This window comes from Natrialba swarupiae, from assembly GCF_008245225.1.
In the GTDB taxonomy this organism is placed as follows: Archaea; Halobacteriota; Halobacteria; order Halobacteriales; family Natrialbaceae; genus Natrarchaeobius; species Natrarchaeobius swarupiae.
The window spans coordinates 202,877-219,734 of sequence record NZ_VTAW01000002.1; the positions used below are offsets into that span (position 1 = coordinate 202,877).

The following is a 16,858-nucleotide window of genomic DNA, read 5'->3' on the forward strand; positions in this document are numbered from 1 at the left end:
TTCTGCTGGCCAGTCGGTCACTGTTACAGTTTACTATCAGTCAGTTCCGCCACACCGGCTGCCCGGGTCGCGGTTGCGCCGGAAATGATTTACAGTAAATCGTATCACAATAGGCGTACGAGCCATGGCCACTACAGCGCAATCCGCTTCGAGAGCGACCACGATTCGAACCGTCCATCTCTTCTCGTAAGCCGATTGGATCGCTTGCAACAAGCGCATTCGAAAACCCGCCACTGTGGCTCGAGTGTGTCAGACGGCCTGCGATGACTGATTGCCGGTCGATCGCTCGGCGGTTTGGGATCGACCGAGACAGACACATCGCGGTCCGTACCGGTTCCTACAGGAGACGGAATCGAACTGTCGCCAAGATGAACGGAGAACAGAGTGCTCGGGCGTTACTGGATGGAGTATCCTGCTGCGATCGTCAGCAGAAATACCATGAACACGGCGAGGCCCATCATGTAGGAGATAGACCGTGGCTCTTCGAGGAGGTGTTGGTAGTAGCCCGCGATCAACAGTATCTTGGCCACCGCGAGCACGATCGTCCCTGCGAGGGCCATTTCGTACGTCAGAAACTCGAAAAAGGCGAACTTGCCCGTACCCAACACCAGCAATGCGACGTAGATCAGCGAGTACGTTCGAACGTTAGCCATTGCTGGGTATTCGGGGCGAGGGGCACTTATACCTTCCTCAACGCCCTCGAGTCCGTCCGGACAAGTTGTCATCGAACAACGGTAAACTCGTCGTCGGTATGTCGGTACTGACCGCCACAGGAGTCCGCATCGGCGGCGATAGTGGGATATCAAACGAGTGCGCCACCAGAATGTCTTTGTTCGATGACTTCCCAGTTATCGTATCGTGGTACGCTTTCGGCCAACGTCACGGACGATCGCTTGCGTCGTCTGCGCGTTGCTGGTGTCTTCTCTCGTGATCTCGGGGTTCGTGGTGCCCATAGTAGCGAACCAGAACGCGGACCTCGTTAGCAGTGACGATGACCTCGAAATCGACGACAGTCTTCGTGATCTCGAAGACTCGGAAACGGTCGAACTCGTCGTTCGATTCGAGGAAGCAACCGTCCCCGAGGATGCAAGCGACGACGAGGTCGAGTATCGCCTCGAGGAACACGCAGCAAAAACACAAGCACCGTTGCTCGATTACGCGACCGAAACAGCGTGGATCTCCGTCGAAGAGGAGTTCTGGGTGACCAATGCCGTCTTACTCGAGGTCGAGACGGATCGCGTCGACCTCGAGGCGTTCGAGCGATTCGATGCAATCGAAGCGATCCACGAGAACTTCGAACTATCGGTGCCACCGGAACCGGACGAACGCGACGACGTTGCCGATGAGGATGACGATCCGTCGGCAACCTGGGGTGTCGAAGCGGTGAACGCACCCACGGTCTGGGAAGAGCACGACGCTCGTGGAGATGGCGTCCGCGTCGCCGTCCTCGACACCGGTGTCGACGCGGACCATCCGGACATCGAGTTACACACGGACGACCCAACCGATCCGACGTATCCCGGCGGCTGGGCGGAGTTCAACGAGAGCGGTGATCGCGTCGTGGGATCGACGCCGTACGATTCGGGAGCGCACGGAACACACGTCAGTGCCACCGTCGCCGGTGGAAATCAGAGCGGAACGGCGATCGGTGTCGCTCCCGAGGCCGAGTTGCTCCACGGACTCGTCCTGGACGAGGAAGGCGGGACGTTTGCACAGATCATCGCCGGAATGGAGTGGGCACTCGAGGAAGAGGCCGACGTGATCAGTATGAGCTTCGGGGCGACCGGCCGACACCACCAGCTGACCGACCCGGTTCGGAACGCAGAAGAGAGCGGCGTTGCCGTGGTTGCGGCGATCGGAAACGAGGGAGAGGACACCTCTGGATCGCCCGCGAACGTCTACAATTCGATCAGCGTCGGCGCGGTGGGTCCGGACGGGACCGTCGCGTCTTTCTCGGGGGGAGAACGTCTCGAGCGGACTGAGTGGGAGACGGGGCCGGAAACGTACGTTGCGCCCGACGTCGTCGCACCTGGCGTTGCGATCGACAGCGCGGTTCCTGGCGGGGGATACGAACCGTTCCCCGGAACGTCGATGGCCACGCCACACGTCGCCGGAACGATCGCGTTGTTACTGGAGATCGAACCGGATACGACGCCATCTGACGTCTCGAGAATCCTCACGGAGACAGCGTGGAAGCCAGCTGACGCACCGGATGAGAAAGACACTCGGTACGGATACGGGATCGTCGACGCAGACGCCGCGGCGACCCAGTTAGTTGACGAACGCGTCGAACCCGAGGAAGTCGCCAGCACACAGGCGAGTGACGACCACTCGACCGACGATGTTGAAGCCGAATCGTGGCTCGAATCGATGTCAACGTCTCCCATCGGCGAGGTTATCGTGCTCACCGTCGCTGCCGTCCTGTTGGGGCTTTTCGTCGTAGTTGCCCGAAATATCGACACGTGATCTCCGAACTTAACCTTCTAGAGAAAAACTCTGTGTCCTATCTAAGATGAGAAGAGATATAGTATAGAAATCGAGGGCGAGTTCCGCCCCAACGAATCGTCACTTGCGGTGATCGAACCGACTACGACGGAGTCCTACGACCGACACGTCGGCGAGTGGACCGTCACCCCGCGTAGCACCGAAAGCGAAATCGGCGTCTACGGGAGCGCCACGGCGACGAATAAACACGAAGGGAAACAGCTTCGAAAAGGATTCTCGGAGTTCGACGTTCCGCCAGAGGATGTCGAAGTAACGATATCGGCCAGTAGGACCGACGGAGAGGACATTCGCTTTATCGGTTCCGCGTATCTGACGAGGGACCCACGGGAGATACGCCGAAGCCAAGCGCTGACCTATCGCCAGGACCCCGACTACGCGGAAACTGGTCTCACCTTTTTCGACCGAGACGTCTGAGATGGATCACTGTGCCGACGCCTCGGCGGATCCCCCACGGGTCGCGGCTGCGCCGGCACTGACGGACAGGAACTCGTATGAGACAGTTTCCGCCGATTACGGGCTCTCGTCGCTATTGACCATCAGTTCTCGTCCGGACACAGCGCCCGGACGATCACTGTGTAGATCCGTGTCGTTGGTGCAGTATCCGACTCGACGTGCTCGTTCACGCCAATAGTAACCACTGAACGCCAACACTCACCCGCTCACGAAACAGCGGCCAGCACTGGCCGTGCTGAGTGCTCGAGTGCAGAGGGGAAATCGTTTCGACGATTACTATCGGAGTCGAAAGTCGAGAGAACTGATGTAACGAATCGCCGCTACATCAGGTAGAACAGCGGGAAGAGGATGACCCAGACGATGTCGACGAAGTGCCAGTAGAGTCCGAAGAACTCGACCGGCCGGTGGTCCTCGAGGTAGGCATCCACGCTGACGATCCGGTAGATCATGAACAGCGCGATGAGCACGCCGAATATCACGTGAAGCGCGTGCAAGCCGGTGGTCACGAAGTAGATGGAGTACTCGATTCCGGTCCACCAGAACTCGCCTTGCTGGAACTTGACGCCGTACTCGTAGGCTTTCACGCCCATGAACGTCAGCGCGAGCAACAGCGTCGCACCCATCGCCCCGAGTAGACCCTTCTTACTCTGGCGTTCGGCGAAGACGAGCGCCAGGATGACGGTGAAACTCGAGGTGAGCAGGACGTAGGTGTTGAGCAGACCTGGCCACGAGGCGAATGGAACGGTCGTCCAGTCGCTCCAGCCCGTATGAAGGCGCATGAAGATGAACGCACCGATCACGGCACCGAAGACGACGACGTCGGATGCGAGGAACACCCAGACACCGAATTTCGTGTTACCGACGCCGCCGAACGGCCATCGTTCGGCGACCGCCATCTCGGGGACGTCGAACTGTTCGACGCCGAACTTGAACAGCGTGTATCCCATCGCCACGATGCCGACTACCGTCAGGATCGGATAGACGATGTTCGGCTCTCCAGCCATACCGACGAAACCTTCGGGCGGTGTCTCGGTTCCCTGTGCGAATTCGGCGATATACGGCGTGATTCCCGTTAACCCGAAGAAGAACAGGAACGTCGAGATACCGATCCCGAGCGGCCAGATACTCGCGTGATCGGGGTGGTCTTCTTCGTGAGTCGAGGCAACCTCGGCAGCCGCCGCCTCACCCTGGGCGACGCCGCCGTCGGTCGCCGCCTTCGAGTCCTCGACGAACTCGAGATTGCCGGTCCTGTAGCTCGGCCGACCAGTCCAGTTCTCGAGTGGCGGCGGCGATGGAACGGCCCACTCAGCAGTACGCGAGTACTCCCACGGGTTGTCGGGTGCTCGCGGTCCGTAGAGATAGCTGTGGGCGAACGTTGCGAACATGATCAGGAACGATGCGCCGAAGACGAACGCGCCCACGGTCGAAAGCTGGTGGTAGAACTCGGCACCCTCGGCGAAGTGGAAGACACGTCGTGGCGTCTCCCAGGCGAGGAACTGCGGGAAGTACAACAGGTTGAAGCCGACGAAGTAGACGGCGAAGTTGATCTTTCCGAGCGTCTCGGAGTACATCTTCCCGGAGATCTTCGGCCACCAGTAGTAGAGGCCGGCGACTAACGCGGTCACACCGGAGACCATCACGTAGTGGAAGTGAGCAACGACCCAGTAGGTTCCCCGGAACTCGTAGTCCAGCACGACTGCGCCGAGGAACACCCCGGTGATCCCACCGAGGATGAACAGTACGAGTGCGCCCAGGCTGAACAGGAACGGCGTCGTAAACCGGACGCGCCCTTTGACCATCGTGTAGATCAACGCGAAGACCATCAGGTCGAACGGCAACGAGATCCCGATGGTCGTCGCCATCATCAGCGTCTTGATCTCTAAGTTGATGGTCGTCAGGTACATGTGGTGCATCCAGACGAGGAACGACTGGACTGCCACCAGAACCATCGCGATGATGACCCACTTTCGGCCGACTAACCGTCGACCAGTGAACGTCTGGAACGTCTCGAACATGATTCCCAACGCAGGGAAGAAGACGATATAGACCTCCGGATGGCCGAAGAACCAGAACAGGTGCGCCCACAGCAGGCTCGAACCCTGTTCGGCCGCGAAGTACTGTGTGAGGAAGACCCGGTCAGTCGCGAGCAACAGCAACGCGGCGAGCAGCGCCGCGAACGCGAACAACATCATCCAGACCGTGAGCAGCCACGACCAGGTGAAAATCGGCATGTTCCAGAGGCCGAGGCCCTCGGCGCGCGACCGGTGGATCGTCACCAGGAAGTTTACGGTACCGATGGTGATCGAGATGACGAACAACATCAAGCCGAGGATCGTCGCGTTGCCACCCGTCGTCGCCTCCATTGCGGGTGTGTACGTCGGTACGTTCAACGGCGCGTACATCGTCCACCCGCCGGCGTACGCCCCGCCCTGGAAGAACGAGAAGGCGATGAGAACGCCGGAGAAGAGGTAGAACCAGTAGCTGAGTGCGTTCATCCGGGGGAACGCGAGGTCCTTTGCACCAATCTGGAGCGGAACGAAATAGTTCGCGAACCCGGATGCGATCGGCGAGAGGAACCAGAACACCATCAACAGGCCGTGAGCCGTGACTGCCTGATTGAACTCGTTACCGCTCAGGAGTCCGATTCCGCCGGCCTCCCACAGATGTGCGCGAAACGCGAGCGCCATTACTCCTCCAAAGAGGAGGAAAAACAGGGCCGTCACGATGTAGAGAATCCCGACGTCCTTGTGGTTCGTCGTAACCAGCCACCGTTTGACTGACGTCATCGGGGGAAGGTCACTCATTCGTCGTCACCTCCGTCGTTATTGTTGTCATCGTCTTCGTCGTCTGCATCAGGGTCCTCAAGTTCGTAGGTTTCGTCGGTTGGACCGGTGAAGTCGATCGTGTCTTCGATCGCTTCGAACTCGTCGTCGGTCGGCGTGATCGTCACGTCGTACGCACCGCCCTGCTCGAAGTCCCCGAGTTCGACCGTTCCGTCCTCGAAGTCGTCGGGTCCGAGCGTCGCCGAGAGATCCTCGTCGAACTCGTCGTTCTCCTGGTGCTCGATGGAGAGTTCGAAGCCGTCGGTGACTGGTTCTTCGTTCTCGTCCTCGAGAGTGATCGTCAGCGTGAGCTGATCGTCCATCCACTGATCGAACTCGTCTTGTGGAAGGACGATTACGTCGGAGTCCATATCCGAGTGACCGGGTCCACAGAGTTCGAAACACTCGGCGGTGTACTCGCCAGGTTCCTCTGCCATGAACCAGGTTTCGTCGACTTCACCCGGGATCGCGTCGGCTTTCACCTTGAGTTCTGAGATCCCGAACGTATGCCAGACGTCGGTGCCAGTCACCTCGAGCCAGACCGGGGTGTCCGCCGGAACGACCATTCCCTCACCGAGGGAGTTCGTCTCGACACCGTTTTCGTAGGTGAATCCCCAGTCGAACGCCCATCCCTCGACATCGACTTCGATTGCGTCTTCGGGGGCTTCCTGTGGGCCATCCTCGACGTACAGCAACCAGCCGTACGTCCAGATGATCAACGAAATAACGATGATGGCGCTCAGCCCGAAGGATACGAACAGTTTCTTTCCGCCCTTTCCACCCGTCGGTAGTTCCCCGAGTGTTGGTACATCGTCGCCGTCGCTCGTCTCGCCCTCGTCGCGGTACTTGTACGCGTTGTACAAAGTGTACGCGATGACGACGGCACCAACGAGCGTGCCGAGTCCGAGGAAGACGAGGAAAATCATCTCGAACACGTCGACGCGTGTCTGCACCTGCATCGGGATCGTGAGTGCGCTGTAGATTGTATCCACCTCTATTGAAGACCGCTTATATGTCGGACGATGGTCGCTGGGGGCACTTATCTATTTGGAAACGAGCCGATAGTGGCTTTGTCTCGAAACCGGCCGAAACCACACGGGTACCGCCGGTTGTCCCCGTTTGCCCGCTTCGGTCCCTCACCGATTCGTAGGATTCATCGACCTTGTTTCTATCGCTGATCGATCGGCTTCCTATATCCGTGTTGACAGCTATTCGATCGCGTGCCGACCCGAGTCGAACACCTTCGGTTCGAACGCGGGTACGGCAGGACGGATGACGTTCGACTGTCGCCAGGACGGACGACGTTCGCTTCGCGCGCGCCGGTCACGGCGTAACGCTCTATACCGTTCGGCCCAACGTTCAGGTATGACGGAAGAAGTCCTCTTCAAGTTCGAACGGCGAATGGACCGTGCGGAGATCGCCGACTACCTCAGAACCGTCGCCGACAGCCTCGAGTCGGACGAGGACCTCACCCTCGAATCCGGTGGTGAGTCGGTGACACTGGCGCCGCCGTCTCGACCGACGTTCGAAATCAAAGCCGAGCGTGAAACCTCGAGTTCCGGCGGGCCAGACGAACTCGGCGTCGAGTTCGAACTCGAGTGGGACGAAGGCGAGGACGGAACGGACGGCGACCTGCACATCGGATAACCACACAGAGGGCGATTAGATTTCGACAGCCCAGACGCGAAATCCCTCGGGGAGGTCGTACACGCGACGGAAGACGCTGTCGACGAACTGAGCGATTCGGTTCGGATCCGCCTTCGCACTCACGCGGGCGTTCACTCCTTCGGCCTCCTCGGGACGCGTCAGTTCGTCGATCTTGAACGCCGGAAACTCCTCGAGCAGCCCCTTCAGGGTCTCGAGTTCGTCCTCTGTACAGTCGAGATTGATCGTCCCGTCACCGAACTGGATCCACGGAGGGGTAGCGAGTTCGGCGTCGTCGCTGGCGGTCGACGCCGTCCCCGGTTCGTTTTCGTCGGACGGACTCGCCATCATATCGCTCTCGAGACGGTCGTTGTCGGCTTCGAGCGTCAGGAAGTGGCTCCCTCGAGTCCGGTGAGCCGTAATGGAATCGACGTAGAGTTTCTGTCGCTCGGTCGGATCGGTGGCCTCGAATCGAGTCATACGATACACCTCGGCCTCGTTTCTTTAAGCCTTTATGCGCTGGCGGTGAACGGGGCGACATGGCACAACCACGAGTCCTGATTCTCGGCGCGCCGGGAGCAGGGAAGGGAACCCAGAGTTCGAAGATCGCCTCCGAGTTCGACGTCGAACACGTGACGACTGGGGACGCACTCCGTGCGAACAAGGAGATGGACATCTCCGAGATGGACACCGAGTACGACACGCCACGCGAGTACATGGACCAGGGTGAACTCGTCCCCGACGAGGTCGTCAACGCGATCGTCGACGAGGCACTTACCCAGGCCGACGGCTTCGTTCTCGATGGCTACCCCCGCAACCCCGAGCAGGCCGAAGAACTCGAGGAGATGACCGACCTCGACGTCGTCCTCTCTCTCGACGTCGGCGAGGAGGAACTCGTCCACCGGCTGACCGGTCGCCGACTCGACCCCGAGACCGGCGAGATCTACCACCTCGAGTACAACCCGCCCGAGGACCCCGAGGTGGAGGACCGACTCGAGCAACGCGAAGACGACACCGAGGAGACCGTCAAAGAGCGACTCCGCGTCTACCGCGAGAACACCGAACCCGTCATCGACCACTACGACGAGCAGGGCGTCCTCGAGCGCGTCGACGGCGAGCAGGCTCCCGACGAGGTGTGGGAAGACGTGAAGGCGACGATCGAAGACGCGGCGTAAGCTGATTTTCTCCGCGTTCAGTGCACGCAGTATTCGATCTGAAGAAGGTTCGACTGTGAAAATGGCGACACGAGTCGACGCTACCCGATGATGATTTCGTCCGTTCCGACGTCGATGTCGCTTTCGGTTATGTTACCCTGCTCTCGGTGGGATTCGTCACCGGGCTCGAAATCAGAGCCACTACCGCTTCCCGGATCGAAGGAGGGGGGATCAAGAGTTTCACCTTCCGGTGGCGTAATTTCGACGTGTGCGATCGCGTCGTTGAAGTTCGGATCGTCGCTTCCCTCACCGAACGCTTCCTCCCAATAGTCGTCGGCACTTTGTCCCGAATCGGGCGCGTCGGTGATCTCAAAGACGAAGATGTACTCGTGTTCATCGAGTTGGAGGTACCCTTCGCCGTCTTCACCCTTTTCAACGTCGACATCGACGCCATCTCGTTCGAGAACTTCGTCGGCGCTCAACTGTGTGTAGTGTCCACCCCGTAGTTCAGGTAGGTGGTTGTTTTCCTGACTCAGGACGCGAACACCGGCAGTATCACTATCGGTATCCGCCTCGATGGTGTGAAGTATGTTATCTTCGGTGTGGGCCGGAAGGTCGTCCTCGTCACACTGATAAATATCCCAGTCTCTATCGACGTATTCGACGGTGTCTTTGTATCCCCACGATGGACACGTTTCACGTTCGTACGATGTGGCCTCGAGTTGGAGGCTCGATCGCTCTTCGACCGTGAAACTGGACCCCCAGATCTCCCATCGGTTCTGATAGGTGTTCAGGTTCTTGTCGTCCCATCCAGTATCCCAATAGTTTGCGGGTTCTCCGGTTGAATCACCGTTTTCGTCGACTGGTTGTGTTTTGACGTCAACAGAAATTGCGGGATTCTCTTTCCGCCAACTCCCATACCACTCATATTCTGCAGATACTTCAGTACCAACAACTGAAACGTCAACGTCGGTTCCCGGTTCGATGACGACCTCCGTGTCTCCGACATCAATTCCATCAGGGACGGTAAAGTACCCGGTGGCGCTGTCTCCGTTCGACGCCGAGACGGTAAACTCGTGGCCGCCTTCGTACAGATCGTCAGGATCGAGAGTAAAGGTCGCTGTTCCGGTTTCTCCGACGTCTCGGTCGTGAATCTCTCCGGTATAGCCCTCGAGACCGTAGGGGTCACTCTCAGAGGTTTCGTCGGGCTCGAGACTCAACTCGAGTTCACCCATCTCCGTCCCCCACTCTGAGAGGTCGGAGCCGCCGGTGTTCGTCACGTCTACCTCGAGCGTGACCTTCTCCTCGGTTGCTTCCACCGGATCGTCCTCGTCACTGGCATCCATCCCGTCTACGTGCGGGACGTCGATATCGAGGTACGGTTCCGGTTCCGGGCTAAAGTAAAACGAACCCGGCTGTTCGAGTCGGTCCTGATCAGTATAGATCTGGTAGTCGTACTCTTCTCCCTGTTCGAGGTAATCGTGGGGGTCCTCGAGGATGAAGGTGACATTCTCCTCATCACCACTAGAGAGGTTAACCGGTTCGGATGTTGGGACCGTCGGACCGCCGATGATATCAAGTTTGACGTCCTGTTCTTCCTCTACTTCACCGACGTTCTCGAGGGTCGCTTTGAACTCGAGGTCGTCGGTACCGACGTGTTTGTTCTCGCCGTCCTCGCCGCTGACGACGCCGTGGTCCTCTTTGATCCAGAAGTCCGCACTCGAGTCGGTGACGTTCTCCATGATGACCTCGACGGTTTCGTCGCTTCCGGTACCGACCACGGGGCTCGTCTCGCCGCTGTTCACCGTGAAGTTTTCGCGATTGTCGAACTCGGAGGTGAGAAACTCCGACCAGCCGTCGTGATACTCGCTTTCGATCACGAGTGCCATATCGTTGTAGCCGTCTCTGGTCGCGTTTTCGCTGGCTTCCTCGAGCCGTTCGGAGAGATCGCTGTCGGGGTTTGGCTGTGCAGTCCCTTCGCTTTGCTGGACCTCGTCTTCGGTCAACGTCAACAGTCGAAGCTGAAGGGACTCGTCCTCGTACCCGATGTCCGGTTCGGAATTTACGCGGTACTCGCCGTTTCGATCCACCCAGCTTCCACCACCCTGGAGGATGACCGTCATGTCGTCTGATTCGTCCACGAGTGCACCGAGTGGATCGATCTCGACCGTTTCGTTCCCGGCTTCGACCGCATCGTGTTTAGTAGCACCAGCGGAGGCGTTGTACCACGCGATGTGAACTTCGCCATCGGGCCGGTAGTTGTCTATCGGAATAGACGTCGTCTGGTCCGTCGATGCGGTCGTCTCGATACTGTGTTCGGTCGTATCGATCGCGGAGTGCGTAATCTCCGCTTCGCTGTCGTCCTCGAGCGACTCGAGTAATCCGATCCCCAACACGAGAACGAGCACTGAACCCATCAGCACGATCCCGAGTAACAGCGTAAACCCCACTACGTGAGACACCCCCCGGTCTCCACGCAGTGTCTGACGGAGTCGGTCAGCTCCCGGAGTCATTATTTTGTACTGATTTAGTTTTCGAGATAATAAATGTTGTCCAAATCACTGTGCTGAGGCAATGTCCGAAAAGAATCCCCAGCAAGCGGTCGAATGTCGCCGAGGGAGGCCACCACTCGTTCGTTCGTCGCTCTTCCGACGAAGATAAACACTTGTATACCGAACGGCCGCTAGAACAATCAGATGACGCGTACAGCCGAGAAGATCAACTCCCTCGTTCGTGAGGATTCCTCGCTCGCCGACGGCCTCGAGACGATCCGCGAGCAAGCCGACGAAAACGGCGGCGAGGTTACCTGGCAGGACGTCAACGACGACCTGACCAGCGGACAATGGGGACGACTGATCGAGAAGGGAGTGTTGGTTGACGGGGACGAGGGGTTCGAGATCGCCGACAGAGAGGCGTACGACGAAGCGCTGGACGGCGACGGCGACGGCGAGACGGGAGTGCCGGACGTCGACATCAGCGACGAGGAGTCGAAGTGGTCCCAGTGGGACAAGATCGCCGCAGTCGGCTCGGTCCTATTGATGATCGGCTACTGGCTCGATTCGGTTCGGAACACGGTCGGCGGAGCGATCGACTTTCTGCTTGCACCGCTCGACGCCGCGCTCCCGTTTTACGCCGTGATTCTCTCCGTGGCGCTGTTGACCGGCCTCTACTCGACGCTGTTGCAGGCCAACCTGATGAATCCGGAGATCATCGGGAAGTACCAAAAGCGGATGAAGGCGATGCAGGAAAAACAGAAAGACGTCCGCGAGCGCAAGAAAGAAGCCGAAGAACGCGACGCGAGCGACGCCGAGATCGAACGCCTCGAAAACGAGATGGACCGCGTCCGCGAGGAACAGATGGAGGCGATGGCCGACAACATCGGAATGTTCAAAGAGCAGTTCCGACCGATGGTCTGGATCATGTTGTTTACCATTCCGTTGTTTCTCTGGATGTACTGGAAGATCCTCGACGGTCACGTCAGCGAGGCCGAATTGACGATGATCATGCCGATCGCGGGCGAAGTGCGGCTGAACCAGGGTCTCGTCGGCCCGATGTGGGCGTGGATCGTCTGGTATTTCCTCTGTTCGATGGGCTTTACGCAGCTGTTGCGCAAGGCGCTGAACATCGATATGACCCCAGCAGGAACCTGATCGAGCCCCGACGGATTCAAAACCCCTTTTAGTCACGCCGTCGCAGGTCGAATATGTTACTCACCGTCTCCGGTCCGCCGGGTAGCGGGAAGAGCACCACCGCCGGGTTGCTCGCCGAGGCGTTCGACCTCGATCACGTCAGCGGCGGCGACATCTTCCGAGAACTCGCGGACGAACGGGGCTACACCCCCCTCGAGTTCAACAAGCTGGCCGAGGAGAACGATCAGATCGATCGTGATCTGGATCGACGGCTCCGCGAAATCGCCCTCCAGGAGGACGATCTCGTCCTCGAGTCCCGACTCGCAGGGTGGCTCGCCGGCGACGAGGCGAACTTCAGATTCTGGCTCGATGCGCCGGCTCGAGTCCGCGGCGAACGGATCGCCGAACGAGAACAGAAAGATCCCGACCGGGCAACCGAAGAGACGAAAGCGCGTGAAGCCAGCGAGGCCCAACGGTATCAAGAGTACTACGGCATCGACATTCGGGACCTAACGATATACGATCTCTCGGTGAATACCGCTCGGTGGGAGCCGGATGCGGTCCTCGACATGCTCGTGACCGCCGTCGACGAGTACGAAGCCGTCGGCGACGAAGGAAAAGCGAACGTCTCACTCGAGTACGAGTTCGAATGACGCTCCGTGGCCCGCCCGGCGATCGGTCGCCGGCCGAACTCCTGACGTTCGGCGTCGTCAACCTGGACAAACCGCCGGGTCCATCCTCGCATCAGGTCAGTGGGTGGATACGTGACGCCGTCGACGAGAAACTCTCGACGCTCGAGGCGAGCGAACCGATCGATCGTGCCGCGCACGCGGGGACGCTCGATCCGAAGGTAACTGGCTGTCTTCCGGTTATGCTCGGCGACGCAACCCGTCTCGCGCAGGTGTTTCTCGAGGGGAAAAAGGAGTACGTTGCTGTCCTCGAGTGTCACGGTCGGGTGCCGTCGGACGCAGAATCGATCGTCGCCGAGTTCGAGGGACCGATCTACCAGAAGCCGCCGCGAAAGAGCGCCGTCTCTCGTCGGTTGCGCGTTCGAACCATTCACGACCTCGACGTTCTGGAACGAGAAGAGCGACGGATCCTGTTACGGATCCGGTGTGAGAGCGGCACTTACGTTCGAAAACTCTGTCACGACCTTGGACTTGCGATGGGGACGGGCGGTCACATGGGCGCGCTCCGCCGAACGATGACGGAGCCGTTCGACGATACGGACCTTCATACCGCGACCGAGTTCCTCGATGCACTCGCGTTCTGGCTCGAGGACGACGATCCGGAACCGCTGTACGACGTCGTCGACCCAGCCGAGCGAATTCTCGAAAATCTGGCGCGGGTAACGATCGCCGAGAGCGCCGCACACGAAGTTGCAAACGGCGCACCGGTCTACGCACCCGGCGTACTCGACGTCGGCAGCGACGCCAGCCACGGTGACCTCGTCGCCTGTTTCACACCCGCAGGTGCGGCGGTCTGTCTCGGTGAACTCGTCGGCAGCCGTGAGGCCGATTCGGGTGTCGTCGTGGATCTCGAGCGTGTTCTCGTCTAACTCCGGCCAACGACTCGAGTTCCGATCCGTGTGGGCAAAGCGAAACGACACGCTTAAACAGCAGACGGCCGTCGATCCACGTGCGGGACCGTGGGGTAGTGGTATCCTCTGCGGATGGGGTCCGTAGGACCCGAGTTCAATTCTCGGCGGTCCCACTGGAATTTTAATAACACGAGAAAATAAGAACCTCAGACACCTCTTTGTTCAACGTTCTCATACCGAGGTGTGCAATAAATGATACACTGGAAATCCAGCGTATCGGCTCGAAACCGGTATCAGAAATGTGGTAGTCACGTCACTGGTGAGTTCCGCCGCGCGTACGGGTCACTTCGAGTTGGATATTAGAGATGACCCTGTTTCCAGAGGAATCGGTTACGGCCTACGAGTTTGCGACATGACCAATAATTGAGCCCGACCCACTAGAATCCTAGTAAATATGACACCTTCTGGGAGCTACTACCCTGAGCGGTCCGCTTGATTTGTTCACTCATCTGCTTGTTCACGGAGATACCTCCGTTTGTGTTCGTCTATAACTGCCTGTCGCCGCTGTTTGGCCTGCTCAGTCATCATATCAGGAGACCACTCGAACCCATTGTCGGTTTCCAACTCGACCGTTTTAATCTCCGAGAAGTCTTCCAGGCAATCCTCGACTTCCTCCATGAAGTATGGAATCATGTGACAGGACGGTGTAGTAAGCCGCATCTGGATGAGTGCTTTGTCTTCTCTAATTTCGATAGATTCGACAAGCCCCATCTCGACGATGTCGAGGTTCGAACCAGTCGCAGCACTACACGGATCGACGATCTCACGCAGGGAGTCACGGACCCGTTCAGTCGTGCTCATGTTGTGGCCACCTCGAAGTTCGTTGTTGACCACGGATCCGCGACCTCACCGTCAGACTCATCAGCTTCGGTTTGTGCCCTGAGTTCGTCGAGGTCAAATCCGTGTGCCTTAGCAAAATTCTCGCCGAGGATTTTTTGTTTGTCTTCCTGAGTTATTGTGAACGTTCCGGCAAAACCATCCATCTCCGGGAAATCGAACTCCCAGAACCGCTCGAGAAGCAGTTGCGGATGGAAGTGAGGAGCACCCGTGCCCCAAATGAGTTTGTCTACCGCCTGTTTTCCACCTGCGTACAGAAGTTCCTGCATTGTGTCTACGAACGTTTTCGGCGTGGTTACGGCTTCGGACAGTGTCAACTCCAGATTGATGTAGACGTTGGGGTGGCGCATGATCTGCCAGCCAGTCTCCTCCGCGAAGGTCAGACCACCGTGAACTATCTCGAAGTTCAGATCTGGGAAACTGATCGCGGCTTCCTCAATATCATCGACCTTATACGGTTTCATCGGAACCGTACCGAAGGGGAACGCTTTGTGTACGGCTACGACATCCAGTCCAAGATCGGCAGCGTGTTCCCATAGTGGAAATGCAGTTTCTGGATCGTCCATTCTGAAACCGCGATGAGTGCCGTCTGCTTCCCAGTATGATGGGTATATCTTCACACCGTGTGCACCTAACTCTTCGACCTGTCTCGTCAACTCTTCTTTCGGATTATCCATTCCAATCGGATCGATTCCGGCCAGGGCTGCCCCCTGGTTCGGGTTCCTCTCTACGAATTGCTTTGCTTTCTCGTATGAGGTTAACCCATCCTCGAAGACCATGATCGTTTGCGGGTGGAAAACACTGAAGTCGGTAGCACTCTCCTGAAATAGCGTGGACTCAGTGTCTGCGAGTTGCCAGTCGTCGAGGAACGTCTCTTCTGTTCGAACGTATTTGTCTGGCATCGACGATTCCAACCCGTATCCGTTTCTGGCGACCGGCTCGGCTTGTTCGGCAACCCGATAATTCGAGGGCGACAGGTTGTATGAATGTGATACGGCGTCGACCACGAGGGTATCGTCCAATGATACCATACACCATACATGGTGAATATCCTTCAAAATCCTTTCTCAAATGGACATTGAATAAACAGATACATAAAGAACCATTTCTGCCTACATTGGCACTCTCACACAAGAAATAACTGTGATGAGTTAACTTACACCAATCATGGACGCTGCACGCCTGCATGAATACACAGACGAGATGTCGATGGCGTTTTCGTTTGAGGAGTTACCAAGGCCGGAACCGGAACGATCAGACGATATTGTCGTTCGCATCGAAGCAGCAGGGTGGTGTCACACCGACAACCATATCGTCCATGGAGATTTTGAAGGGGTTGCGGATATCAATTTGCCGCACACCCCAGGCCACGAGAACGCTGGCACCGTAGAGTCGGTCGGTGACGAAGTGACAGCAGTGGACCCCGGTGATGAGGTAGTCCTTCATCCAGCACTCACGTGTGGAACCTGTCGCTCCTGTCGACTCGGTGAAGAAATGTACTGCGATGAACACGTGTTTTGCGGTATGGACACGGACGGTGGATTCGCAGAGTATATGCGAACAAGCGAACGGAGTGCAGTCCAGCTAACCAACGTAGATCCCGTCGAGGCGGCACCTCACGCAGACGCTGGACTTACGGCCTATCGAGCAGTCAAGCGCGCACGTGCCAATCTCGTACCAGGTGATACGGTGCTTGCAATCGGAGTTGGTGGCCTCGGACACATCGGCATTCAATTGCTCGATGAACTGACAGCAGCTACAATCATCGCCGCAGACATCAAAGATGAGGCGCTCGCATTAGCAGATTCTGCCGACCATACTGTAAATCTCAGAGACGAGGAGATATCTGAGCTAGTCGATACAGTGACTGATGAACACGGTATCGATGCGATACTCGATTTTGTTGGTTCCGACGAGACGCTTGATCTCGGCTTGTCGTTGCTGAAACAGGGCGGGGATCACTACGTCGTCGGCTATGGCGGTCACGTGACTGCACCGGCTCAGGCGATGGTGGGTCTCGAGATCAATTACTGTGGAACGCTGTGCGGATCATTCACTGAACTCCAAGAATTGATGTCGTTGGTAGAGGATGGACAAATTGACGTTCGGACCGTCGAGTATCCGCTCGCGGAAATAAACGACGTCGCCGCAAAACTGGAAGACGGTGAAATCCAAGGGCGAGCAGTCCTCAAGCCCTGAAACAAAAGCAGATTC

Annotated in this window: 15 protein-coding genes and 1 tRNA gene; 9 read left to right on the forward strand and 7 right to left on the reverse strand. The window is 57.9% G+C overall.

The genetic code is table 11. The features are described from left to right. Positions 1 to 395: 395 nt before the first annotated feature. Positions 396 to 653, reverse strand: coding sequence for a cytochrome C oxidase subunit IV family protein (locus tag FYC77_RS03065; RefSeq protein ID WP_149080041.1), 258 nt, complete (start codon positions 651 to 653; stop codon positions 396 to 398). Between the two features lie 292 nt (positions 654 to 945). On the opposite strand from FYC77_RS03065, the gene FYC77_RS03070 reads away from it, so the two are divergent. Then, complete coding sequence (locus FYC77_RS03070; RefSeq protein ID WP_238386777.1) at positions 946 to 2,466, forward strand: S8 family serine peptidase; 1,521 nt, start codon at positions 946 to 948, stop codon at positions 2,464 to 2,466. Positions 2,467 to 2,574: 108 nt separating this feature from the next. Next, positions 2,575 to 2,919, forward strand: a complete 345-nt coding sequence (locus tag FYC77_RS03075) for a hypothetical protein (protein WP_149080043.1) — start codon at positions 2,575 to 2,577, stop codon at positions 2,917 to 2,919. 359 nt (positions 2,920 to 3,278) lie between these two features. Here FYC77_RS03075 and FYC77_RS03080 read toward each other — a convergent pair whose 3' ends face one another. Then, positions 3,279 to 5,762, reverse strand: a complete 2,484-nt coding sequence (locus FYC77_RS03080; protein ID WP_149080044.1) for a cbb3-type cytochrome c oxidase subunit I — start codon at positions 5,760 to 5,762, stop codon at positions 3,279 to 3,281. Next, positions 5,759 to 6,739, reverse strand: a complete 981-nt coding sequence (coxB, locus tag FYC77_RS03085) for a cytochrome c oxidase subunit II (RefSeq protein WP_149080115.1) — start codon at positions 6,737 to 6,739, stop codon at positions 5,759 to 5,761. The genes FYC77_RS03080 and coxB overlap by 4 nt, the downstream gene beginning before the upstream one ends. Before the next feature lie 406 nt (positions 6,740 to 7,145). Between coxB and FYC77_RS03090 the strand changes: the two genes are divergently transcribed. Further along, on the forward strand, positions 7,146 to 7,427 hold the full coding sequence (locus FYC77_RS03090; protein ID WP_149080045.1) for an amphi-Trp domain-containing protein: 282 nt from the start codon (positions 7,146 to 7,148) through the stop codon (positions 7,425 to 7,427). 15 nt (positions 7,428 to 7,442) lie between these two features. Here FYC77_RS03090 and FYC77_RS03095 read toward each other — a convergent pair whose 3' ends face one another. Further along, positions 7,443 to 7,904, reverse strand: a complete 462-nt coding sequence (locus FYC77_RS03095; RefSeq protein WP_149080046.1) for a hypothetical protein — start codon at positions 7,902 to 7,904, stop codon at positions 7,443 to 7,445. A 59-nt stretch (positions 7,905 to 7,963) separates the two neighbouring features. Here FYC77_RS03095 and FYC77_RS03100 point away from each other — a divergent pair, with 59 nt between their 5' ends. Beyond that, positions 7,964 to 8,599 (forward strand): adenylate kinase, encoded by a 636-nt coding sequence (locus tag FYC77_RS03100; protein WP_149080047.1) that lies wholly within the window; start codon positions 7,964 to 7,966, stop codon positions 8,597 to 8,599. Between the two features lie 80 nt (positions 8,600 to 8,679). Here the strand turns inward: FYC77_RS03100 and FYC77_RS03105 are convergent, their stop codons facing one another. Further along, positions 8,680 to 11,040, reverse strand: a complete 2,361-nt coding sequence (locus tag FYC77_RS03105; RefSeq protein ID WP_149080048.1) for a DUF7289 family protein — start codon at positions 11,038 to 11,040, stop codon at positions 8,680 to 8,682. Between the two features lie 234 nt (positions 11,041 to 11,274). Between FYC77_RS03105 and FYC77_RS03110 the strand changes: the two genes are divergently transcribed. From FYC77_RS03110 to FYC77_RS03125, 4 genes are all read left to right on the forward strand, one after another. Continuing rightward, positions 11,275 to 12,228, forward strand: a complete 954-nt coding sequence (locus FYC77_RS03110; RefSeq protein ID WP_149080049.1) for a DUF106 domain-containing protein — start codon at positions 11,275 to 11,277, stop codon at positions 12,226 to 12,228. A 53-nt stretch (positions 12,229 to 12,281) separates the two neighbouring features. After that, positions 12,282 to 12,860 (forward strand): (d)CMP kinase, encoded by a 579-nt coding sequence (gene cmk / locus FYC77_RS03115; protein WP_149080050.1) that lies wholly within the window; start codon positions 12,282 to 12,284, stop codon positions 12,858 to 12,860. After that, the gene (locus FYC77_RS03120; RefSeq protein WP_149080051.1) at positions 12,857 to 13,765 is read left to right on the forward strand and encodes an RNA-guided pseudouridylation complex pseudouridine synthase subunit Cbf5; all 909 of its coding nucleotides are present in this window, start codon (positions 12,857 to 12,859) and stop codon (positions 13,763 to 13,765) included. Before cmk ends, FYC77_RS03120 begins: the two co-directional genes overlap by 4 nt. 84 nt (positions 13,766 to 13,849) lie before the next feature. Next, positions 13,850 to 13,920 (forward strand) — tRNA-Pro (locus tag FYC77_RS03125). A gap of 328 nt (positions 13,921 to 14,248) precedes the next feature. On the opposite strand, the gene FYC77_RS03130 is transcribed toward FYC77_RS03125, so the two are convergent. Together FYC77_RS03130 and FYC77_RS03135 are read right to left on the reverse strand one after the other, a co-directional pair. Then, a complete protein-coding gene (locus FYC77_RS03130; protein WP_202911762.1) occupies positions 14,249 to 14,608 on the reverse strand; it encodes a metal-sulfur cluster assembly factor in 360 nt (119 codons plus the stop codon). After that, entirely contained in the window at positions 14,605 to 15,675 is a 1,071-nt protein-coding gene (locus tag FYC77_RS03135; protein ID WP_149080053.1) for an amidohydrolase family protein, read from the reverse strand. Before FYC77_RS03135 ends, FYC77_RS03130 begins: the two co-directional genes overlap by 4 nt. 136 nt (positions 15,676 to 15,811) lie before the next feature. Between FYC77_RS03135 and FYC77_RS03140 the strand changes: the two genes are divergently transcribed. After that, entirely contained in the window at positions 15,812 to 16,843 is a 1,032-nt protein-coding gene (locus FYC77_RS03140; protein WP_149080054.1) for an NAD(P)-dependent alcohol dehydrogenase, read from the forward strand. The last annotated feature ends 15 nt before the right edge of the window (positions 16,844 to 16,858 follow it).